General features: G+C 39.6%; 19 protein-coding genes. 2 read left to right on the top strand and 17 right to left on the bottom strand.

All coding sequences use genetic code 11. The features are described 5' to 3' along the window. The first annotated feature begins 607 nt into the window (after positions 1-607). The gene (locus CCC71_RS03645; protein WP_021842670.1) at positions 608-2,074 is read left to right on the top strand and encodes a catalase; all 1,467 of its coding nucleotides are present in this window, start codon (positions 608-610) and stop codon (positions 2,072-2,074) included. Positions 2,075-2,261: 187 nt separating this feature from the next. On the opposite strand, the gene CCC71_RS03640 is transcribed toward CCC71_RS03645, so the two are convergent. From CCC71_RS03640 to CCC71_RS03625, 4 genes are all read right to left on the bottom strand, one after another. Beyond that, a complete protein-coding gene (locus tag CCC71_RS03640; RefSeq protein ID WP_021842669.1) occupies positions 2,262-3,890 on the bottom strand; it encodes an L-lactate permease in 1,629 nt (542 codons plus the stop codon). A 2-nt stretch (positions 3,891-3,892) separates the two neighbouring features. Next, on the bottom strand, positions 3,893-5,068 hold the full coding sequence (locus CCC71_RS03635; protein WP_296333000.1) for a M20/M25/M40 family metallo-hydrolase: 1,176 nt from the start codon (positions 5,066-5,068) through the stop codon (positions 3,893-3,895). Positions 5,069-5,132: 64 nt separating this feature from the next. Further along, complete coding sequence (locus tag CCC71_RS03630; RefSeq protein ID WP_226974447.1) at positions 5,133-6,524, bottom strand: Na+/H+ antiporter NhaC family protein; 1,392 nt, start codon at positions 6,522-6,524, stop codon at positions 5,133-5,135. A gap of 41 nt (positions 6,525-6,565) precedes the next feature. Beyond that, positions 6,566-7,789, bottom strand: coding sequence for a diaminopropionate ammonia-lyase (locus CCC71_RS03625; protein ID WP_021842656.1), 1,224 nt, complete (start codon positions 7,787-7,789; stop codon positions 6,566-6,568). A gap of 110 nt (positions 7,790-7,899) precedes the next feature. On the opposite strand from CCC71_RS03625, the gene CCC71_RS03620 reads away from it, so the two are divergent. Next, entirely contained in the window at positions 7,900-8,838 is a 939-nt protein-coding gene (locus tag CCC71_RS03620; protein WP_021842657.1) for an AraC family transcriptional regulator, read from the top strand. A 153-nt stretch (positions 8,839-8,991) separates the two neighbouring features. Here the strand turns inward: CCC71_RS03620 and CCC71_RS03615 are convergent, their stop codons facing one another. The 13 genes from CCC71_RS03615 to CCC71_RS03555 form a co-directional block, all read right to left on the bottom strand. Further along, positions 8,992-10,296, bottom strand: coding sequence for a YjiH family protein (locus tag CCC71_RS03615; RefSeq protein WP_156704685.1), 1,305 nt, complete (start codon positions 10,294-10,296; stop codon positions 8,992-8,994). Positions 10,297-10,562: 266 nt separating this feature from the next. Continuing rightward, complete coding sequence (locus tag CCC71_RS03610) at positions 10,563-11,927, bottom strand: FAD-dependent oxidoreductase (protein ID WP_021842659.1); 1,365 nt, start codon at positions 11,925-11,927, stop codon at positions 10,563-10,565. Positions 11,928-12,236: 309 nt separating this feature from the next. After that, positions 12,237-12,710, bottom strand: coding sequence for an Rrf2 family transcriptional regulator (locus tag CCC71_RS03605; RefSeq protein WP_156704690.1), 474 nt, complete (start codon positions 12,708-12,710; stop codon positions 12,237-12,239). A gap of 102 nt (positions 12,711-12,812) precedes the next feature. Then, positions 12,813-13,043 carry an NAD(P)-dependent oxidoreductase gene (locus CCC71_RS03600; protein WP_296332997.1) on the bottom strand — a complete coding sequence of 77 codons (231 nt, stop codon included), beginning with the start codon at positions 13,041-13,043 and terminating at the stop codon, positions 12,813-12,815. Then, the gene (locus CCC71_RS03595; RefSeq protein ID WP_296332994.1) at positions 13,013-13,441 is read right to left on the bottom strand and encodes an NAD(P)H-binding protein; all 429 of its coding nucleotides are present in this window, start codon (positions 13,439-13,441) and stop codon (positions 13,013-13,015) included. The genes CCC71_RS03600 and CCC71_RS03595 overlap by 31 nt, the downstream gene beginning before the upstream one ends. Before the next feature lie 481 nt (positions 13,442-13,922). Further along, positions 13,923-14,606, bottom strand: coding sequence for a TerC family protein (locus tag CCC71_RS03590; RefSeq protein WP_296332992.1), 684 nt, complete (start codon positions 14,604-14,606; stop codon positions 13,923-13,925). A gap of 18 nt (positions 14,607-14,624) precedes the next feature. Beyond that, positions 14,625-15,155 carry a nitroreductase gene (locus tag CCC71_RS03585; protein WP_021842663.1) on the bottom strand — a complete coding sequence of 177 codons (531 nt, stop codon included), beginning with the start codon at positions 15,153-15,155 and terminating at the stop codon, positions 14,625-14,627. 319 nt (positions 15,156-15,474) lie between these two features. Beyond that, a complete protein-coding gene (locus CCC71_RS03580) occupies positions 15,475-15,930 on the bottom strand; it encodes an NAD(P)H-dependent oxidoreductase (protein WP_296332989.1) in 456 nt (151 codons plus the stop codon). 193 nt (positions 15,931-16,123) lie between these two features. Continuing rightward, positions 16,124-16,573: an L-serine ammonia-lyase, iron-sulfur-dependent, subunit alpha gene (locus CCC71_RS03575; protein ID WP_296333600.1), complete on the bottom strand. Its 450-nt coding sequence runs from the start codon at positions 16,571-16,573 to the stop codon at positions 16,124-16,126. A gap of 5 nt (positions 16,574-16,578) precedes the next feature. Next, positions 16,579-17,409 (bottom strand): hypothetical protein, encoded by an 831-nt coding sequence (locus CCC71_RS03570; protein ID WP_296332985.1) that lies wholly within the window; start codon positions 17,407-17,409, stop codon positions 16,579-16,581. Positions 17,410-17,655: 246 nt separating this feature from the next. Next, entirely contained in the window at positions 17,656-19,146 is a 1,491-nt protein-coding gene (locus CCC71_RS03565) for an aldehyde dehydrogenase family protein (protein ID WP_156705812.1), read from the bottom strand. A gap of 355 nt (positions 19,147-19,501) precedes the next feature. Then, a complete protein-coding gene (locus CCC71_RS03560) occupies positions 19,502-19,882 on the bottom strand; it encodes a hypothetical protein (protein ID WP_156705814.1) in 381 nt (126 codons plus the stop codon). A 53-nt stretch (positions 19,883-19,935) separates the two neighbouring features. After that, positions 19,936-23,094 carry a type I restriction endonuclease subunit R gene (locus tag CCC71_RS03555; protein ID WP_156705816.1) on the bottom strand — a complete coding sequence of 1,053 codons (3,159 nt, stop codon included), beginning with the start codon at positions 23,092-23,094 and terminating at the stop codon, positions 19,936-19,938. Positions 23,095-23,750 lie beyond the last annotated feature (656 nt).

The following is a 23,750-nucleotide window of genomic DNA, read 5'->3' as shown; positions in this document are numbered from 1 at the left end:
AATCTTCCGTTTCTTTTTAAACATCTATTAATTTCCGAGAAAATTCTTGGTAAAAATCTCTAGTAGGAATTCTTGCTTGAAATTCGTAGTAATTTCCTTTTAAAACTTCCTTATAAAGTCTCCGTCAAACCAGCTAATAAATACACTGTCAATAATGATATGTTCATACTACAAGCATATTATAAGTATAGAGTATCATATAAAATTCAATAAGAAAAGGAACCGTCCGTTCATTAATAAAGTATATTATGTGCCGTTTATTGTCAGCTACTTATTATCAACCGCGATACGTCTCCGCTTATGATAGATATTACCGAAAAGCTCCATTTAGTCCAAAATATATGCGTGAAACAATCATATAGCATCTTCACTTCATATTAATATATCAAAAAATTGTAAAGTATCTTTTATATTACATAGCTTAATCATTACAGATAATAGCTGCATTTACAGCTATTATCTCATCAAATTTAATAATATTTTTAATAAAAAAAATCTTGTGTATTTCGAAATTTAACGTTATAATAATAGTATAAATGGATAATAATTATCCGTTAACATTCAAAACAATCGAAAAGTTAGTAGGTACTAAGGAGGAAATAGGAAAATGAGTGACAAAAAGAAATTGACTACCGCATTTGGTGCACCCGTACCGGACAATAATAACTCTATGACGGCCGGCAAACGTGGTCCTGTCCTTATGCAAGACGTATGGCTCATGGAAAAACTAGGCCATTTTGCTCGTGAAGTAATTCCTGAAAGACGTATGCATGCTAAAGGTTCCGGTGCATTCGGTACTTTTACTGTAACTAATGACATCACTAAATACACTAAAGCTAAACTTTTTTCAGAAGTTGGCAAAAAAACCGATTTATTCGTTCGTTTCTCCACAGTAGCCGGGGAACGCGGTGCAGCTGACGCCGAACGCGATATTCGCGGTTTTGCCGTTAAATTCTACACCGAAGAAGGCAACTGGGACCTCGTTGGTAACAACACCCCGGTATTCTTCATTCGCGATCCATTGCAATTCCCTGATTTGAACCGTGCCGTAAAACGTAATCCAAAAACAAACTTGCGTGATGCCGAAGCTAACTGGGACTTCTGGACCAGCTTACCGGAAGCCATCCACCAGATTACTATCGTTATGAGTGACCGTGGTATCCCTTCCTCCTACCGCCATATGCATGGTTTCGGTAGCCATACGTACAGCTTAATCAACGCCAATAACGAACGCGTTTGGGTTAAATTCCACTGGGTTTGCCAACAACCGATTGAAAACTTGAGCGACCAAGAAGCAGCCGAAGTGGTAGCCGGCGACCGCGAAAGCCATCAACGGGATTTATTCGACGCCATTGAAAAAGGCGACTTCCCGAAATGGAAATTGTGCATCCAGGTTATGACGGAAGAAAAGGCTAAAGAAATGCCATACAATCCGTTCGACCTCACTAAAGTTTGGTATCACAGCGAATTCCCGCTCATCGAAGTTGGTGTCATGGAATTGAACCGCAATCCTGAAAACTACTTCCAAGACGTTGAACAAGCTGCCTTTGCTCCGTCCACCATAATTCCGGGCATCGGATTCTCCCCTGACAGAATGTTACAAGGTCGTTTATTCTCCTATGCTGACGCACAGCGTTACCGCTTAGGCACTAACTACCATCAGATTCCTGTTAACGCCGCTAAATGCCCTGTTAACATGTACCATCGCGACGGTCTCGGCCGTGTTGACGGTAACCACGGCGCTACCATCGGCTATGCGCCAAACACTAAAGGCGAATGGCTCAACCAACCGGAATTCAAAGAACCACCGCTCGATATTACGGGCCCTGCTTACCAATACGATTTCTATGAAGACGATTCCGATTTCTACACCCAACCGGGCAAATTGTTCCGTCTCATGACTCCGGAAAAACAACAACTTTTATTTGAAAATACAGCACGTGCTATGAACGGCGTTTCTAAAGAAATTCAAGAACGCCATGCTAAACATTGTTACCAATGTGATCCGGCTTACGGCGAAGGCGTAGCCAAGGCACTCGGTATTACAGTTGATTTTTCCAATTTAAATGATTAATATATTCGCGTTTCATGTGACCAATGTGTGCAATTAATCATTAAAAATAACTACTCTCTCTAGGAAAATCAGCTGCATAATAAGCAAACCCCCTCTCTGTGCATCCGCACGGAGAGGGGGTTTGTGTTATCTGAATCCAAAGCTTAGGATTATAGGATTATAGGGTTATAGGGTTATAGGACAAAACTTACAACAATAACTGCATAAAGCCTAACAAACCAAATATAACAGCCAGCGCAATAGTAAACGGCATCATAAGTTTCAATATTTTATCTTCACCTTCGTTAAAACCGGTTGTGACAATACCCATAATCACACAGCCCGGCGAAAAGGAATTGCCAAGCACGCCGCCGGTAGTTTGCAACGCTGCCGTAATAGCCGGATTTATGCCCAGCGCCTTAGCCGCCAGCATTTGTAAATTGCCGAATAATATATTGGACGACATATTACTGCCCGTCAAAAAGGACCCGATCATGCCCAGTAACGGCGATACGATAACATAGTAAATACCGAGCAATTCAACAATCCCCGTTGAAAGCACATAAATTTGCCCGCTACTGCCCATATATTTAGCCATGACAATCAAACAGGTAATCGCTATGGTAGGCGCCTTACATTTTTCAAAAGTACGTTTATTAATAGCCGTTACCGCTGATTTAGGTAAAAATTTCTTTTTTTCATAGTACCAAAGACTACTTAGCGCTGACAAAAGTAAGAACGTACCTGCATACGTTAAGGGTTGCACAGGGCTGAAATAAGGCTCCGCCTTAGTCATATAGCCAAAAGCAGTCGCCGTCTCAGGAAACGTGAGCGCCACTTTCCAGACACTGAGAGCATTGTAAATCGGTGGCACTAACAAGCATAATACGGTAATGCCAATCAACAGATAGTATGGCAAAAAAGCTTGATTAAACGACATGGTACGTCCGGAAGTGACCTTTGCCGGCGTGTCATTCAACGGTGCTCTTTCAGTTTGATTAAGCCGCATCATAATTGGACTGTCCGTATTATACCATCGTTGCTTATACTTTGGAATTTTACTCACCACAAACACTAAGCCCATACCGATAGCGGTTGGTAAAAAGCAGGAAATTGTTGGATTAATGGTGGCAAGCCATAATTCGCCACCACCCATGACAAGCGACAAGCCAACTACTACCGGCCAAACAGATTGTATTGCCCTCATTCGTCCATATAACCAACAAATATATAGCACCGCTAAAAAGTTAAAAATCCAAATCATAGCCGCCGCCAAAAAGGCGGCATACACTTGTTCGTTGCCATTCATCGAGGATTGCTGAACCAAGGCCTCCCAAGCAAGCGCCAAGGTCCCAAACGTAGCGCCCCAAGAATGGCCCAGCAGTACAATGACAATACTGTACAGCGGCCTTACGCCAATACTCAATAACAGCGGCGCTCCCACCGCCACAGCAACACCAAAGCCGGTTATCCCCTGTAAGAAACTGGGGAACACCCATCCTAATATTAAAATCTGCAATAGTTCGTGTTTTGTAATCCGTTGAATACCTGTACGAATCGCCTCAACCGCCTTAACTTCACAAGTTATTTCATATAAATAAATAGCCGGCCAAATCACGAGCAATATGGTGGCAGCGTTCCAAACGCCCTTACCGGTTTCAAATAATAAAGCTAACGGTGATGATCCGAAAAGCAACCCGGCAATCAGCAATGCCAAGCTCATACTGACTACCGACGCCTTCGCAATCCGCCACCGCAGTTTAATAATCGCTACTAAAAGAAATACAATGGGTACTAACGCCGGTAACCAAAAACGTATATCCGTTGAAAGTTCCACAACTACAACTCCTTAATTTTCAAAACAGTGCCTGCAAATATTTTAGCTCTAGAGTATAAGGAATCAATTATGCCATATTCTTTTTTATTATGTGCATATTGACCGATGATACCGCAGTTATCTAAAACCGGAATACCGGCTGCCGCCATATTTCCGGCATCGGATGCTCCGCCTAAATGCACTTTCCCAAATTCATCAAAACCGTTATCTTTGGCAACTGTATTAACAAAGTCTAGTAAACGAATCGCTTCTTTGGTTTCTTGAAGTGGCAATAATTTAGCGCGGTAATACGTTAACTTTGACTTTGTTCCTTCAATAAACGTTTCATCAGTAATTTCATACATAGAGTCCATAATACGTTTTGCTTCATTTTCATTTGTCACTCGCACATCGAACACGACTTCACAATGATCTGCAATGCCACTGGTGTGCCCACCACCCTTTATAACTGCCGTTGTAACCGTAGTTCCTACGGATAAGTCAGTGAGTTCAATAATTTTCTGAATCTTATACACGGCTTCATTAATTGCATTACGACCTTTCAAAAAATCATTACCGGCATGACCACCTACCCCGTCAACACTCAAATAATAGGTAAATTGACTTTTCTTCTGAGTACATAAACTATTATTCATTTGACCGGTTTCCATGTTAAAACAACAGAGTGCCCCTTTTGATTCAGCCGTTAGTATTTTATTGCCGTCATTACCGACATGATCGGATTCTTCTTCACCTACAACAATAAGTTTAATCGGGTGCTCCTTATACTGTATAAAGTTTAACGCTTTTGCAACATATAATGCAATAATTAAACCGCCTTTCATATCAAGCACACCGGGTCCAAAAATTTTCCCGTCTTTAATGACAGTCGGATTTTCACCGCCAAAGCTACCGGTATAATGTACTGTATCACAATGGCCGGAAAATATAATCGGTTTCCCCGGTCGATCCATCCCTAACTCGGCAATCATAATACCACAACGGTCATCGGCAACCTCTCTGAATCTACACGCAAAACCTTCTTTTTCCAACTGCTGTTGCAACCACGTTCTGGCTTTTAATACATTATCTTTTTCTTCAAAGTGCCCCTCTAAATCAGCAAACGTTCTTAAATCCTGTACCATGTCTTCCTTATGTTCATCAATAAATGTAAAGATTTTCGCTAATTGATTTTCCATGATAAATTACCTCCCAAGAACAGACTGTCAAATACCCAATCGAAATTAATACCTGTTGCTATACCTAACTTTTACTCATCTTAGCCAATAAAGATTTATCCAAATTAAACCCTGTAATCAACAATATAACGATTAAATAAAGTGGCATACTGACATAATATTTAAACATCGCAACCGGATCTACACCTAAAAAGCCGGTAACGGTAGCACACATTACTGTAAACGGTACGAACATAGAGAACACTAAACATCCAACAGTGGCAGCCCGTGTTAAATCCAAGCGATTCAAACCTGCTTTATCATAAACAGTTGTCATAATATTGCCTGTAAAAACTTCAGAGAAACTGGCCGAAGATGAGAAATTTGCCAAAAATCCCAATACAATTACGCATACAACTCCACTTAAACGACATTTAATTTTCTTAGTTAGTGGAACTACCAATACATCCAGTACATTACATAGCTTTAGTATTCCAAATAAACCAAATGAGAAGATAATTAAAACTGCTGTTCCCGTCATACTCGAAATGCCGCCTCGACTGAATAAAGTTTCAATTAATTTATTATCCGAAACTAAGTGATAGCCGCCCCATACCGCACTAACAGTATTTACGATACTTTGCCCTTGAAATACTACAGCCACACCTATAGCACTTAGAATACCAATTAAAATGGCCGGTATCGCCGGAAATTCAAAAATCAACAAGCCAAACACCAAAATCACCGGTATAAGACACCATACACCTAAATTGTAGCTATCTTCGATGGCAATAACTAAATTGCTTATAGTCGATGTATCAGCCATCGGTACATCCCCAAACACCCCCATAAACGCATAAAATGCGAAGGATATAAGAATAACCGGAATTGTCATAGGCAACTGAAAAATTACACTTTTAAAAACATCTACATTCGTTGCACCGGCAATAACATTAGGAGTATCAGATAAAGGTGACAATCCATCACCAATAACGGCAGCACAAAGAATAGCACTGGCGGCCCAATAGGTATCAATTCCCATGCCGGCCGCAACCCCCATAAGGGCCACCCCAATTGTCCCACAGGTACCGAAACTTGTACCCGTAAAACAAGCACAAATAAAGGTAATCGCAAACGCTGTTGCTAAAAAATATTGAGGATTTATCATTTTTAACCCTAGAGCCGTAATATAAGCAATGGTACCACTGGCACACCAAGCACCAATTAATCCACCAATAATTAATATTAAAAGAACCGGCATAATGCATTTAGGAATAAAGTCCAACATCCCACTTTGTAACTCTTTATAGGTATAGCCCAATCTCATACAAAGTGGAATCGCAATTAGCCACGATAGTACAAACATAACATGAATTTTAACTCCAAACACAGCAGCCGGAATCATAATGAAAGCAAAACATACGCCCATTACAAATGCGGCATACGAAAAAGTCAACTCCCGTTTCATCGTATTCATACCTATCCCTCTATCTATTAACCAACCTATTATAAGAAGATCTAACAGTTTTCTTTGAATAATTTTCCGGAAATAATAGCCTCATAATTCTCTGGATCCGTATCACCTTCAGTATTTATGAGTAAAATTTTAGAATCCGAATTTAATTGCATACTTTCCTTCAATGACTTGTAACGTTCATCCGCTAAAATAGTTTTTACAACCCCCATTGTTACTGCTCCTGATTCGCCTGAAATAATTTGAGCATCACCGGAAAGCGGTTTATGGTATGTTCTCATTCCACAAGCTGCTACACTATCAGCACAAGATACGTAAAAGTCAGGCAGATTACTTAGTTCACCCCAGGTTACTTTGCACGGTGTACCGCAGTTCAAGCCGGCCATAATCGTAAAAGGCGAGCCTTCAATAGAATGCATCGCGCCATCATCAATCAGCTTAGATCTATAAATACAGTCAGCTACTTGCGGTTCGACGATTACAATTATCGGTTTATCTGTTTTATAATAATCACTTAAAAAGCCTACTACACCGCCAGCCATAGCCCCGACCCCGGCTTGTAAAAAAACATGGGTTGGTTTAATTTTTTTAGTTCCCAACTCTTCAACCGTTTCAAGAATCATAGTTAAATAACCTTGTATAATCCAAGTTGGGATTTTTTCATAACCGTCCCAAGCAGTATCTTGAATAAGATACCAACCGTTTGCTTCACTTTGGCTCTTTGCAAATCTAACAGTATCATCATAATTAAACTTTGTAATCTCAACATCGGCAGGGCCCGCATTTCTAATGGCCTCGGCCCGAACTTCCTGAGAACCGGCTGGCATATAGACATGTGCTTTACAACCAAAAATTCCGGCTGCCCATGAAACACCTTTACCATGATTCCCATCAGTTGCCGTAACAAACTCAATCGCTTGTAAGGTCGCTTTAAATTTATCTTGTAATAAATCTTTAAGTTGTGCTGTTTGATAATCTAAACCTAGAACTTCACAGATAATACGAAACATAGCATAACTGCCACCTAAACCTTTAAATGCATTAAGACTGAATCGTTTCGATTCATCTTTAACCATGATATTGGAAATTTGTAATTTTTTTGCTAATCCATCAAGGTGAACCAAAGGTGTTTTTTGATAAGCCTCTAATGACTCATGTGATTTTTTAGCCGCTAAAGCTTCATTATAGTCAAAACAACCATCACTTCTAAATTCTCTTAAACCCTTATTAATCAGCACTTCCATAACATCATTGCTAAAAATACGCATCTCATCACTTCCCTTTTCAATGATTTATTGTTATACTCACTATACCATTTATTAATTTATGGTTATATCACTAAAAATCTTAATTTTATAAAAATATTGAGGTCGTAAGAATGAAAGAGAAAAAAATTACCTTTGATCATTCAAAACAAGAATTAATAAAACCTATTTTCCCCGGTTTTAATATTTCAATTTTTACAACTACATTTTCGCCCCATACCTATGAGTTCATTAATTGGCATTGGCATCAAGCATTTCAATATTGTTATGTAACAGAAGGTATCATTGATATAAAACTTCCCCGACAGACATATTCAATAAAAAAAGGAGACGGTTTTTTTATTAACTATCAGCAGATACATCTCATTAAACAAAATAAAAGTGTTTCAACCGCGTCTTACATCTGTTTAGATATTCCACCATCTTTTATCGCCCACGATAATCACGGACGAATTTATTCTCGATATATAAACCCGATTCTTAAGTCACCTATTCCAGCAGCCTTAAAATTATCCGGTAATGAGTCCAACTCAAAAAATATCCTAAATAAAATAATTAACATTCAGCAATTAATAAAAGAAACACCGGAACTATTTGAAGTTGATGTAGAAATTGATATATTGGAAATTTTTAAAGAAACATATTTATTGCTAAAATCTAATTCACAAGACAGCGATGAAGTCCCGCAAAGCTACTATGAAAATGATCGGTTAAAACAAATTCTTTCCTTTATACAAAATCACTTTCAAGAAAAAATAACGCTGGAGGAAATTGCAAAATCTGTTTCCATCAGCAAAAGCGAATGTAGTCGCTTTTTTAAAAAAGTCACCGGAGAATCGTTGTTCAATTACTTAATACTCTATCGGATAAACAAAAGTATCGACTTAATCAGAGATACCAATTTATCTATCGCCGAAATTGCAACCTCAGTAGGTTTCAGTGACCAAAGTTACTATACTAAATGTTTTAAGGAACAAAAAAAGATAACTCCCAAAAAGTTCAAGGAGTTATCTATTAGGCAACCAACAGGAATATTATCTTATGATTTCTGATATATAATTTATCAGGGAATATTTATTAATTTTGTTTGTTAATCTATTTCGATAATTCACAATTTGAATTCACAGGACGCTTATAGCCGTCTGACCGCTCCAAATGCAACACTACTGCATTATTTACGTATCATCAGAAATAATTACGGAACACTACATTAACCACTTAATCGCATAAATAACTGGTACAGAAATCAAAATAGATAAGACCACACGTTCAAACCAAATAATGAAATAATCTTTGAGTTTAATCGGGATTTCCGTAGCCATCATACATGGAATGGATGCGGAGAAGAACAATACCTCGGAAACGCAGGTAATAGCAACCAACATACGAACTTCAAAGCTCAATTTCGTAACCAAAACGGCGGGCAGGAACATTTCCGCAATACCGAGGGATAACGCTTTAGCTACTAAAAACGGTTCTTCAAAGCCCGTAATCCAGGTAAACGGATACAATGTATAGGCCAAAATGTTAAACACCGGCGTATTATTGGCGATAACAATACCCAGTACACCAATCGACATGAGGGACGGTGCAATTTTTAAGGCCAACACGAGGCCGTCACGGAGATGATGAAAGGTACCGGTCACAATACCGTCCGCTTTGGAACTGGCTTCCATGGCTTCTTCAAAAGCGACTTTGAATTTATCATGCACAACAACGCGTTCCACTTCCCCCTGTACATCGTTGTAATAAGTATCCGGCTTTTTACTGATTGGATAAATACGCGCCGTCACAGCCGTAACAAGGAAGGTAACAACAACGGTGGCCCAGAAATATAAGTTCCATACATCCAATAAATTAAGAGTTTTGGCCACAATAATCATAAAGGTAGCTGATACCGTGGAGAAACCGGTGGCAATAACAACGGCTTCTTTAATAGTATAACGACCTTCTTTGAAAACACGGTTCGTAATTAAAAGGGCTACCGAGTAACTGCCTACAAAGGATGCTACCGCATCAATAGCGGAGCGCCCCGGCGTTTGCCACAGTGGTCTCATAACAGGACGCATGAAAACTCCGACGAATTCCATGAGACCATAGTTAATAAGCAAAGCCAAGAATACAGCCCCAATCGGCACGATCGTAATAACCGGCACTACGATTTTAGAATAAATAAACGGAATCGTACTCTTATTCATTAAAAATTCCGGTCCCACATTCATGAGAGCCATAATAATAAATGGAATCCCCAATATATTCAGCAAAGAGAACACAGTTGTTGTCGTATTCTTATTCCACGTCTTGTTGATAAACGGCAAGACCGCCCCTAGAATAACAAACAAAGCACCATATACCGGCTGGAAGTACGGGATTTTTAAAATATACGTAACAATGTGATCCAGCGGAATCGTCGATTTTCCGCCAATTGTAACCGGTACAAAGAATATAATAATGCCTAAAATACTGTAAATAATGAACTGTAACTTACTCTCGATGGAGTACTTATTCATACCTCTCACCTCTCCACTTGATTGTTAAATCATGAATCCATCAACCTTCCTGTCTCCTTTCCTCCGTATTTATACCTTGCTTAACTACACACTTGATATATTGTAGTTATTTTATTCCTGTAAGGTCTTAAAATTGTCAAATTTTCTTCTAACATGTATAAATTACAAAAAACTCCTTAATATATCGATAATACATTGATATATTAAGGAGTTTTGCTGTTTTATTACATTATGTTTATAATTCGATACTATTCATAAAGAGCATCTTATAACGCAAACAAATCGTTCAAGCTTTCAGACATGGTTGGGTGGTTATAGATGAAGTCGCGGAGTACTTCATAGCCCAAGTCATGATCCATAGCGAGTTTAATCATATTAATCATTTCATGGGATTCGGCACAGAAGAGTTGTGCACCCAAGATTTTGCCGTTTGGAGCTACCAAAGCTTTTAACACGCCTTCAGTTTCGCGAAGTACTTTAGCTTTTGGAATGGCGTTAGCCGGCATTTTAAGAACACGATATTCGAGGCCTTGAGCTTTAGCTTCTTTTTCATTCAAACCAACGCGAGAGAACGGAGGTTCAATGAATACGGAGTATGCGAAAGCACCACGGTTTTCAGTGGTACGTTGACGGTTGCCCATCATGTCATCCAAAACGATGCGGTAATCATCTAAGGAAATGTAGGTGAACTGCAATTTACCAACAACGTCGCCGGCAGCCCAGATGTTAGGCACGCTGGTGCGTAAGTGTTCATCTGTTTCAACAGCGCCACGGTTCGTCATTTTGATACCCGCTTTTTCAGCTTGAAGCTCGTCGGTGTTTGGACGACGACCGGTAGCAATCAAAACAGCATCGCCGGCTAATTCTTTAGTAGCGCCGTCAGCTGTGTAAGTTACTACGCCGTCTTTAATAGCGCTAATAGCCGCACCGGTAATCACTTCAACGCCTTTAGCGCTGATAACTTCGCGAATTACTTCGACAATGTCTTCGTCTTCACGCGGTAAAAATACATCCGAATCTTGAATAATCGTAACTTTGCTGCCGAATTCGGCAAACATGGACGCGAATTCCAAACCGATATAGCCGCCGCCTACGATAGTAAGGCGTTCAGGAAGTTCATCCAAATCCATGAGCGTCTGGGATGTGTAAAGTTTATTGCCTGCCTGAAGTTCACCGGTCGCTGGATCACGTACGCCTTCAATATTAGGAATTACCGGCGTGGAACCGGTGTTAATCAAGAACTGTTCCGCGGTCAACGTCAAATCGCCATCAGCAGTTTTAACGTTGATAGTCTTAGCATCAACAAAGGATGCTACGCCATCAATAATTTCAGCACCTGCTTGAGCTACTTTATTATAGTTGGCCTGATTTAACGCAGCGGTCAATTGACGTTTACCTTCAATAGATTTTTTAAAATAAGCCGCTTTTTCTTCAAAAGATGCATCAGGGGACAACGCCGCATCTGTAATCAAACGTTTTGAAGGAATACAACCTACATTAATACAAGTACCGCCATACATAAAAGCGTCTTTTTCAATTAACGCTACTTTTTTGCCGGATTTTGCTAATTTACCGGCCAAAGTTTTGCCGGCTTTACCGAAACCAATCACAATTACGTCATACGATTTCATCTTTTACCTCCTTATTAGTTCGCTATCAATATTTTTGAAAAATAAATAATCTTGAATATCTGTCTCATATATTTAATTATATCACACTGCCTCCAAAAGACCGCAATACAACATCGATATTTTTCAAAAATTTTACGATTATTTAATTAAATTTAGTCAATAAACTTTTGAAAAACATCAGTGCCAATATAAAAGAACCCCGCTTGGTCATGATACGTAACTTTCCTCAAGGATAAGCTCTTACATAACCGAGACAGGGGGTTCTCATTTCAACTATTTAGTTTTTTATACCAGCTCCGAGCATAGTTTTTATACCAGCGCCGAACAATCGGCATTGGCCGCGGCTTCATCGTTAGCAATTTGCGTTTCCGCATCTTCAATAATCGATGCTAACGTAATACTTTGCAACTCTTTTTCAAGGGCACTCTGAATCTGCTCCAAACGGCCATCCAGCACACAATGAATGTGACTGCCGACCGGACAATCCTGAGCCGGGTTTTCATGAAAACTGAACAGCTGACCGTTATCGAGGGATTCCACGGCGTTGAAAATATCTAACAAGGTGATGTCCGACGGACATTTGGCAATCTTGATGCCGGACGTGCCCTGACGAGAATCAATCAGACCATGAGCCTTCAACATGAGCACGATGTTACGAATAATAACCGGATTTACGTTGATACTACCGGCCAAAAACTTGCTGGTTACTTTATATTTCTTTTCTGCAATAGCGATACAAGTAAAAATATGAACCGCTATAGTAAAACGACTGGATATTTGCATGGGCATGCCTCCTAATAAATTGTAATATACACTATTACATTACAGATTATATCACGAATCCACCGTTTTTACTATAACGACGCCCAAAATAAAGATGTATAATTATTTACCCACCACGCTGATACGCTGCTGAATGTGGTTACCTTTTTCGATTTCATCCACCATAGCAAGGGCGTAGTCGGCATAACTTACCACACTTTCACCACGGTCGTTAACAGTGAATTCTTCACCGGCCAAAATGTATTCACCGGTACGAGCACCTTCCGGATCAAAAATCGCAGCAGGGCTTACGAAGGTCCATTTTACATCATTGCGTTTGCGAAGTTCTGCCAATTCATCAGCCTGAGCTTTAGCGAGGCATAGAATTCTTTTGGAAATTCCGGTGTATCGAGAAGCTGTGTCGTATGTTCTTTATCTACGAACAAGCTGCCGGCACCACCTACAACCAATAAACGAGTATCCGTATTGGCTACGGCATCGGACAAATGCATCAACGGTTTAGTGTGAAGATCCAAGGTATCCGGCGCAAATGTACCAAATGCATCAACTACTGCATCAAAACCGGCCAAATCTTCTTTCGTGATATCCATAATATCTTTTTGAACAAATTTAGTAGTGTCCGATTTATTTTCGCTACGGGCAAAACCGGTTACGTCAAAACCACGACGAAATGCTTCTGCTACTACCAAACGACCTACTTTACCATTCGAACTTACAACTGCAATTTTCATAATTGAACCTCTACTTTCTCCCGCACCGGGAATAAATGACTGTTAAAAATTTAACTTTTGAATCCTTAATGCTTAATACGTAACGCTGAACTCTGTAATACTGAATGCTTTAATACTGAACTCTTTAATACTGAATTCTTAATACTTAATGCCTAACTTTTAAAACTTAATTCTTAATGACTTTCTTGTAATATTTTTCCTTACATGTTCATGTTACAACCTTTTAGTTGTAATGTCAAGCATTACACTTTAAATTTTTGAAAATTTTTTGTAAAGTCGTTGAATCGTCTTCGCCAAATCATTTTCTCTAATCCGGAAACGCCTATCTTTACGCGGTTTTCAGCGGTATTACCAACCCTATGAGAACAAAAAAAGATGAACCCGGCATAACCGAATTCATCCTTCTTCCCCTCAGGGGCAATTATTATTTTTTACGCCTTTCAATAGAAAAACCGTTGCTCTTCTTCAGCAATTAAGGTCTTTATGCTTCTTCATCCGGAGCCGTTGCTTTACGACGACGTTTCCAAATAAGTGCCGCAGCCACAACCAAGATAACGCCGGCAATTTCAATCAACCGTTCATACCCTGTGATATAAGGCTGTAACAATGGTTCAGCCGTTACCATTTCAGCGGCTACCCACGCGAGCAAGCTGCCGCCGGCCCACAAGATAATCGGATATTTGTTGATGATACGCGCCAACAAACGGGAACCATAAATCAAAAGCGGAACGGTAATTAACATCCCTACGATAACGAGTTCCAAATGGCCTTTGGCGGCACCGACAACGCCGATAACATTGTCGATACTCATCATCGCATCGGCTACGATAATCGTAATAATAGCACCGCGCAGGGAGTCCTTACTTTCAATGTTCTCAGCTTCATCATCGCCGACAAGGAGATGGAATGCAATCCACAAGAGCACGAGACCACCTACGAAATGGAGACCCGGAATGTATTCCAACGCCTCTACCAAGAGGGTGGCAAAAATAAGACGCATCGCAATGGCCCCGAAGGTGCCCCACATGATGGCTTTTTCACGATACTTATCTTCCAACTTACTTACGGCCATGCCAATAACCACGGCATTATCGCCGGCCAGCAAAACATCGACCACGATAATTTTGCCAATCATAATCCATGTAGCTAACTCTAAAAATTCCATATATTTTATCCTTTAACTTTATTTTACGTAATATACCCGATTTTCTCTGCGTGGTGCCGCTTTTGGCGTGTCACCGTCAATGTAACCGAGGACACAATGACCGATGCCTTCGTAATCCCCTTCAATCCCAAGCGACTTCAAAAGTTCCTTCCCCTCCGGTGACTCAAACTCTTCTTTGGCACGATGAATCCAGCAACTGCCGAGACCTAACGCATGAGCAGCGAGCATGAGGTTTTGCATAACCAGCGAACCGTCACATACATAAGGTGGCCGTTCTTTTGACGCCAAAACCACCAGCACTACCGGTGCATTGTAAAACGGATCACTTTCGGTACCGAAAATCTTGGCATTCATCGCCGATAAGCGGTCCCGAACTTCTTTATTCGTTACAGCCACAATAATGGCCGATTGTTTCCCCATACTACTAGGCGCATACAAACCTGCTTCAATAATCTGATCTATTAATTCCGCAGGCACCGCATCCGACTTAAAACTACGAACACTCCGTCTAGTTTTTAACAGTTGTATCAAATGTTCTGCATCATGCATAATAATCCCTCGCTTTACATGATTATACTAGAATTACGGCATCCCTTCCGGCTAACATGAAATGTACCGGAAATAATTTCTATCTCATAAATATATTATAATAAGAATTAAGGCCAACTTCAAACAAAAATTGACAAAATTTGTCCACTCAAGCAAAATTTTTTTCTTCTCCTACGAAAACAGATTTTACTTTGGATTAAATAATGCACAGGGTTATAGAAGAAAACTCTTATATCCCAAGAAAAAAGAGGCACATGTTGCCACGTTGCCTCTATATTCAAAAGATATAATTGGGTGATAGGACATGTAATTATTCTACCTACGCTTTAGCCAATAAAGCCATCAACTTTTCAGTGTGAGACGCCAATTTAGCACGCGTAGCCGCTTCATTTTCCGGTTTGCGGTCGCCATAAGACACGCCGGTCGTCGCCACAAAGCCGCCCCAGTGCATACCGGTCAAAATACACATAGATTTAAATGGTGCCAAATAATCTTCCAGTTCAAAACGCATCATGCCCTCACGGCTATAGGCAAAAGCAGGCGCGCCGGTTGTAAACGATGCAATCCATGTTTTACCTTCCAACGCGTGGCCGGATGTACCGTGAGACCAACCGTGTTGGAAAACCTGTTCCATCCAACGATGCATTAACCCCGGCATAGAGTACCAATAGAACGGGTACTGCAACACGATGATATCAGCGGCTTCCAATTTAGCCTGTTCCGCTTTAATATCAAAATTAAAATCGGCGTACTGTGCATCTAAATCATCAAACACAGCATTCGGCAATTTGCCTTCAAATCTTCCAAAATATACTTATTCGCTACTGAATCTACTACGGTATCATGCGCGGAAACAACTAATACTTTTTTCATCCCAAACTCCTTTACCCATACAATACAATTATATTCAACAGATTCGGCAAAAAGGGGGCTTTTTCCTTCTTTTGAAAAAAATTCCTATCGTTACTCTATTTTTCTCTCATAATATCTAAAATGGTCGCATCGACTCGGTTCATGCCCTCCTGCCCAATACGTGCCATATTGCGAATACAATCCTCCGGCGTTTCGGCACATATACCGTCACTCACTCGCAACGGGGCCTCATTAATCGCAGCCATAGTACTCATAAAGGCCGCCACTGAACCACTGGCTACCTTCAAGGCACAACCAACCTTGCCGCCATCGCAAATCATGCCGGTGACAGTTCCCGTCATATTGCGTACAGCATAGCCGAGCTCTTCATTCGTACCCTCCAGTAAATATGTCATTCCCACTGACGCGGCCGTAGCCGATGCCAATACACAAGCACACATGGGTGATAATTTACCAATCTGAGCATTAATATACCGATTTACCAAATGCGCCAACGCCAGGGCACGCACGCGTTTTAATACGGAAACTTGCAATTCATCAGCCATTTCGTTCACCGGTAAATAACCACCAAGCCTTTGGTGCCGGCCCCCGAACTACTCATAGTCGGCATAGAACAGCCATCCAAACGGCTTTCCGCTGCCGAGGTAACTTTCACCATAATTCGTGACATTATATCATTTGACAACAACTTTTGGCCTGCCCCTGTTCGCATAGAATCTGCTAAGCCTACACCAATCTTATTGGATTTGGAATAGGCCGCCAGCGTTTCATTCATCACAACGCCGTCCAGCAAAAATAACAACTCATCTTCGGACACGGTGTCAACCAAATTTCTCATTTGGGCAATGGTCATGGCTTTTAGCTTTTCAACCAATATATCGTCTTGTTTTAGACGTTGACCGCCTCGACAATCTAAGATTGTTTCATTATTTTTTTGCAAAAAAACAATATTCGTATGAGCATTTTTAATAATACACGTTGCTTGCTCCGCTGCAGTCCAAACAGTGCATTTTAAAAATATACCGCTTTCTTCCGAATTAATTTGAACGATTACACCATCATTATTACAGAGTTCGTCTACCTCGTTTAATACATCCGGCGTAATATCCTCAAATAATTCCATGCGTTTATTCGGATTTTTTAAAAAAGCCCCAAGAGCCGCGGCATACTGCAAGCCTACGTGCTCACAATTCGGGATACCGGCTGACATGCCGTTCTTATAAAGGCCGGGACTGACTTCTACCTCAATCCGTACTATCGGGTCCGTTAATTCAGCACTTGCTGTAGCGGCACAAAGAGCCACGCAGACCGGCTCCGTACAACCAAGCGCCGGTACTACATCTTTATGCAACAACTCTAAAAGTTCGTTTTTGGTTAACATAAGGCCTCACTTGAATTAAATAAAGAATCGCTTCTTGTTAGTTCAGGAATATATTTAAACACACAATGTATGGAACATCGTACTCACAATTTATAGAACATCATACTCTTCATTTAATTATACAATCTACCCTGATAATTAACCATTTATTTTTTTCAAGACGTAAAAGAACCCTATTAACAACCACTTGACGATTGTTAATAGGGTTCACTTTCAAATTATATTCATTGACTATCCTATGGACTTTTATTTAGTATCTAAGTTATAAAGACCCGATGGCTTTTCACCCAGGTTAATGATAATACTCTTCTTCTGGCTGTAGTGATCCAAGATAACTTTATGGGTTTCACGGCCGATACCGGATTGTTTGTAGCCACCAAACGGTGCGCCTGCCGGAATCGCGTTATATGTATTCACCCACATACGGCCGGTTTCAATAGCTCGTGCAACACGCACGGCACGGTTGATATCGCGTGTCCAAACACCGCCGCCGAGACCATAAATGCTGTCGTTGGCCATCTTAATTACTTCTTCTTCGCTGTGGAATTTAATCACAACGGCTACCGGTCCGAAAATTTCTTCCCGTGCTACGCGCATATCATTAGTAGCATCCACAATCAAAGTTGGCCGAACAAAGCAGCCTTTGGCAAACTCACCATCCACTATGCGAACACCACCGGCCGCAATGCGAGCCCCTTCCTCTTTCGCGATTTCCACATAATCAAGAATCTTTTTAACTTGTTCTTCGTAAATCTGAGCGCCCAATTCGGTGGTGTCATCCCAAGGCATACCGACCTTAACTTTGTCAAAAAGTTTGGCCAAGTCGGCAACAAATTTATCATAGATGGTATCTTGGACAAAAATACGGGCGCCGGCACAACATACCTGGCCCTGATTGAACAAAATACCGAGCAAAGCGCCATCTAAGGCCATATCCCATTTGGCATCTTCAAAGAAAATGTTGGCCGATTTACCGCCCAATTCCAAAGTTGCCGGAATGAGACGTTCCGAGGCGGCTTTATATACATTGAGACCCACTTCCGTAGAACCGGTGAAGGCCAATTTGCTAAAGCCCGGATGATCCAAAATATATTGACCCGATTTAGAGCCTTTACCGGTGATAATATTAACTACCCCCGGTGGTAGGATTTCTTGGAAAATATTGGCAAATTCCAAGAGACTAAGGGATGTATGATTGGATGGTTTGATAACAATCGTACAGCCTGCAGCCAAAGCCGGCGCAATTTTCCAAGCAGCCATGAGGAACGGGAAGTTCCAAGGAATAACCTGGCCTACCACGCCGATTGGTTCATTTAAAATAAGGGCTAAGGTGTTTTCATCCAGCATATTGGCCGAGCCTTCTTCGGCACGAATAGCACCGGCAAAATAACGGAAATGATCAACTGCGAACGGCACATCCACAGCGCGCGTTTCACGAATCGGTTTCCCATTATCGTAGGACTCAACCATGGCAAAATGCTCTGCCTGTGCTTCTAATTTATCTGCAATTTTTAATAAATATTCTGAACGTTCCTGAGGACTTGTTTTTTTCCAAGTTTCAAAAGCAACACTTGCTGCGGTTACTGCTGCGTCAACGTCTTCTTTAGTCGCTTCCGCCGCTATAGCCAACAATTCACCGTTGGCCGGACTATGTACTTCATAGGTGCCACCATCACTGGCCGGTACCCATTTATTATTAATAAATAAACCGTATTCCTTCTTTAAGTTCAATGACATAATCCTACCTCCTTATAATTATCGAGTTATTAACGAATAATGCTTATCAGAAAACATCTAATGTTTTCTATATACTTATATTACGTCAATAATATGCAGATTTCAAGTCATAATTCCTAGGTATTTTGTATACATTATGATTGATTTAATTGAATTTCAGGTAAAAATAGAGCCGGCTTGTTTGTAGCCGGCTCTATTTGCATCAGAGACAATATTTACTTATTTATCATTTTGGAGCGCATCTTTCAAATGCTAACAATCTGATGACTTAATGCTCTAACGACCTGATGACTTGATGATTTAACGACCTAACAACCTAACAACCTGACAATCAGCTGCCCTGACAACTAGATAGCTAGGAGTAGCGGCTCTTTCCTCGTTGGCAAAAAGTCGCCAAATCGAGTGTTTCAATGTCAATTTCCGGAAAAAAGAAATAGATATAGAGCTGTGTATCTTTGATGATTCGCTCCTGACTCTCAAGAGCATTTAGCTCACGAGCCTCTTCGGACATGTTAAAGCCGATTTCTAAAAGTTCTGCTTCAACCGACTGAACCAATCTCGTTTGAGTTTGAATCGCATCTTCTATGATTAAGTGATAGACATAGGCAAATCGATTCATCGCATTGGCAAATTTTTCTTTCAGTTCGCCATCAAGATTGAGTTGCTTGATGCGGAGAATATAGTCTGAGAACGTGTAGCAGGAGTCGATGAATTTGGATAGGTCACGTGGGTGCATGGGGGGCTCCTTGTATTAAACTAATTTTCTCTTTATGTTACAAATATTATGCCCTAGTGTTTCGGGAATTGATTTGTTCTATCCGCAACTGCTTGTAACCCATCATTATTCATTGGATATGCTAAAACATTACTCTGTTGTGATATTTCTGATTTATCAGTCCAGAGTTCACATTGGCTGATTACCGTACTAATGGCAAAATCATAGTCCTCTGGAGGATATTTGTATTTCTTTAACAATCGCTTAACCATTTTTCTCATAGAAGCCCTTGCTGTTTCTTTCTTTTGCCAATCAATTGTTCTATTCTTACGCAGCTGCTCAGTAAGCTCTTTAGTCAAAGCTACTAATTCGTCATTTTCATAAAAATCTTTAATATTTTCCGGTTTAGTTAACGCATCATAGAAAGCAAGTTCTTCCTGTGAAAGGTCCAATTTCTCACCATTTTTATAAAGATTCTTAATTTCCTCGGCTGTTTTCAAAAGTTCTTTTATAACTTCTTCATTAGTAATTAAGCCATTATAATAAGAATTCATTAATTTAGTGATTTTTTCAGAGAATTTTTCAGACTGTACAACGTTAGTTGACTTATAAACACTAACTTGATCCAACATCAACTTTTTCAACATTTCAACAGCTATATTTTTCTCCTTCATTTTTGAAATCTCATCCAAAACTTTCGGATCAAACAGGCTAAAAATCTCACCTTTAGCCTTGCTACTATCAAACAAACTAATAACTCCATTACATTGAATGGCTGCCTTTAACAATTCATTGATTTGTGCATTAATTTCATTAAGTGACAATGTTCTTCCGCCATCCCCACCATGCTTAATTTTAATTACAGTCGAACGAATGGCTTCCATATATGCAGCCTCTGCGCGTTCCCTTTCAAGAGTCATACTGGAGCAAAGCGAATGTGCTTGTTTCAGTAACAAAGCTTCTTTCAAAAATAAATCTACTCTCTCAGGTTCATGTGGATCTAGGACAAAATTTACACCACCAGATATAAGTCTGGCTTTCACAAGTGGTGAGCCATTAATAAAATCACTAAAGTCAAATCCATGCAATAAGTCTTTACATACTTGCAACTTCTCTTGGAATTTTGGATATGCTTCTTTAGCAATATCCATATCGCCATATTTAGACTGATCACGCTTAGTATATTCTTTCATGGCCGCTTTTAATGCCGATGCAATACCAACGTAATCTACAATCAAACCGCCTTCTTTATCCTTAAAAACACGGTTTACACGAGCGATCGCCTGCATTAAATTATATCCATACATTGCTTTATAGATATACATAGTGGCCAATGAAGGAACATCAAACCCAGTCAACCACATATCTACTACGATAGCAATCTTCATTGAATCATTATTATCTTTAAACCTAGTGGCCAATTTTTCTTTGTGAGCCTTAGTACCAATAACTTCTTTCCAATCTTCCGGGTCATTATTTCCGCCGGTCATTACTACGCCGACTTTTTCTTTCCACTCCGGACGAAGCTCCAATATGCGTCTATAAATCTTCATCGCAATTGGTCTGGAATAAGCAACAATCATCGCCTTACCGGTTAATAAATTAGCTCTGTATTTTTCATAATGCTCTATAATATCGCTACACAATGAATCGATAGTAGAATCAGCACCTAATACGCTCTCCATCTGGCCTAACATTTTTTTACTTTTTTCAATGGTCTCTTTATCTGACTGTTCTTCCAACACATCATATGTAGAGTCAATTAACGCCAATGTATTAGTATCTAATTTTAAATGGACTACACGGCTTTCATAATATACCGGTCTCGTAGCACCATCTTCTACAGCTTGAGTCATATCATACACATCAATATAATCGCCAAACACTTCTCGTGTATTACGGTCTTTAGCTGCTATCGGCGTTCCGGTAAATCCAATGAAAGTAGCATTTGGCAAAGCATCATGAATAATACGAGCATTACCAATAGACGTATGCGCTTCAAGTTCACCCGCTTCATTTTTTGACATTATAATACGTTCTTCAAAACCATATTGCCCACGATGAGCTTCATCCGCCATAACTACAATATTGCGACGCTCTGACAAGGGTTTCTCACCACGTTCAAACTTAAACATTGTTGTAAAAATTATGCCATTTACACTGCGATTTTCCAAAAGTCGAGTTAAATCTGCTTTACTTTCAGCCTGTTCCGGCTCCTGACGTAAAAACTGTGCACATTGCGAAAATTGAGTAAAAAGTTGATCATCCAAATCGATACGATCTGTCATAACAACTATAGTCGGGCTCTCTAGAACTTCTTGTAACAAATGAGCATAGAAGACCATGGATAAGGATTTACCCGAACCTTGAGTATGCCAAAATACACCGCCCTTACCATCAGTTTGTGTTGCAACCTTAGCTTTCTCAATCGCTTTTTTTACGGCAAAATATTGGTGATATCCAGCTAGCACTTTAAATCGATTTGTAGGTGTTCCCGAAAAAAGGATAAAATTCTTTATAATATCCAACAATCGCTCTTTTTGAAACATACCTTCATAAAAAGTATCAAACGAGGCATACGCCGTTTCTTCATAATTACCATCTTTAGTTTTCCATTCCATGAAACGATCCATTCCGGATGTAATTGTACCGGCTTTATTCGTCGATAAATCACTAATTACGCAAATGGCATTATAGTAAAACAACGGTGGAATATCCTGCATATAATTTCTAATCTGATTAAATGCATTTTCTGCAGTAACTTCATCTTTAACAGGAGTTTTCAGCTCCATAACAACTAGCGGTAACCCGTTTATGAATAATATCACATCCGGACGCCGTTCTGCATTTTCAATGAGAGTAAACTGATTTACAACATAAAAAGTGTTATTGTTTACATTTTTATAGTCAATTAAACGTACAATTTGAGAATCCTCTACCCCATTCGCAAAAAACTTTACAGTGATGCCATTCTGCAAGTAATCCATAAATCTAATATTTTTTTCCAATAAACTGCCCGTTTCTAAATCATGTAGTTTAAGGAGCGCCTCATCAATTGCCTCTTTAGGTAGTTCGCGGTTAATACGTGCCAAGCTATCTTTTAATACATCTTCTAACAAAGGGCTTGTATAATCGCGTTCTACATCCGGCGCATAGAGATGAGAATAGCCCATTTCTTCAAACAATTCTATAATCGCCTGTTCGTATGTATCTTCATTAAATAAGTTTGGCATAATTAACCTCCTTTAGATTTTTTTGGTTAATGAGGTGGTGGAGAGATAAACAATAATTTAGAGCAACAAGCAAAATTATATTCAATCATCTTGTAATTAATAATCCGAATTTTCATTCTTTTAAATTAACGCCTTTATCCGAATTATGTAAATTAATTACAAAAGGACAACACCTACTACTTTAGGAAAAATTTTACTAATAGTGGAATAAATTTTATAAAAGTTGAATCTATTCTTGAAAATCATTCGTTTAATAAGAAAAGTTTTCATATATTAATAAAACCACTAACTTTATCCTAAAACGTTCGATACTTCATTCAGGGATATTTTATTTACAATTGCAGGTACATTAGGGCGGTTTGCACTAGTAGATGATAGTATTCTCCTGCCAATACAAATCAAGCTGTTGCGATTATTAGAGTAAATAAAGATAAGATTTTACCTGAATATTTATATAGTTCCTTTTTAGGCAATGGCATAATGACTATTATAAAAGCATGTGCAACAAGCAGTTCAGGCTAATTTGAGTTTAACAACAATTAAATCACTATTAATACCTATGCTACCTCAAGCAGAACTTCAGAAATACATGGAATAGTACATCCTATTATTAAATATATGAAGAAAAATGAAAAGAAAATTATCTTTTAGCAGAA

This window comes from Veillonella sp. LMAG:90 (assembly GCF_008679445.1).
Taxonomy (GTDB): domain Bacteria; phylum Bacillota; class Negativicutes; order Veillonellales; family Veillonellaceae; genus Veillonella_A.
The sequence above is the reverse complement of the archived record's forward strand: the minus strand, read 5'-3'. Positions and strand labels throughout refer to the sequence as shown.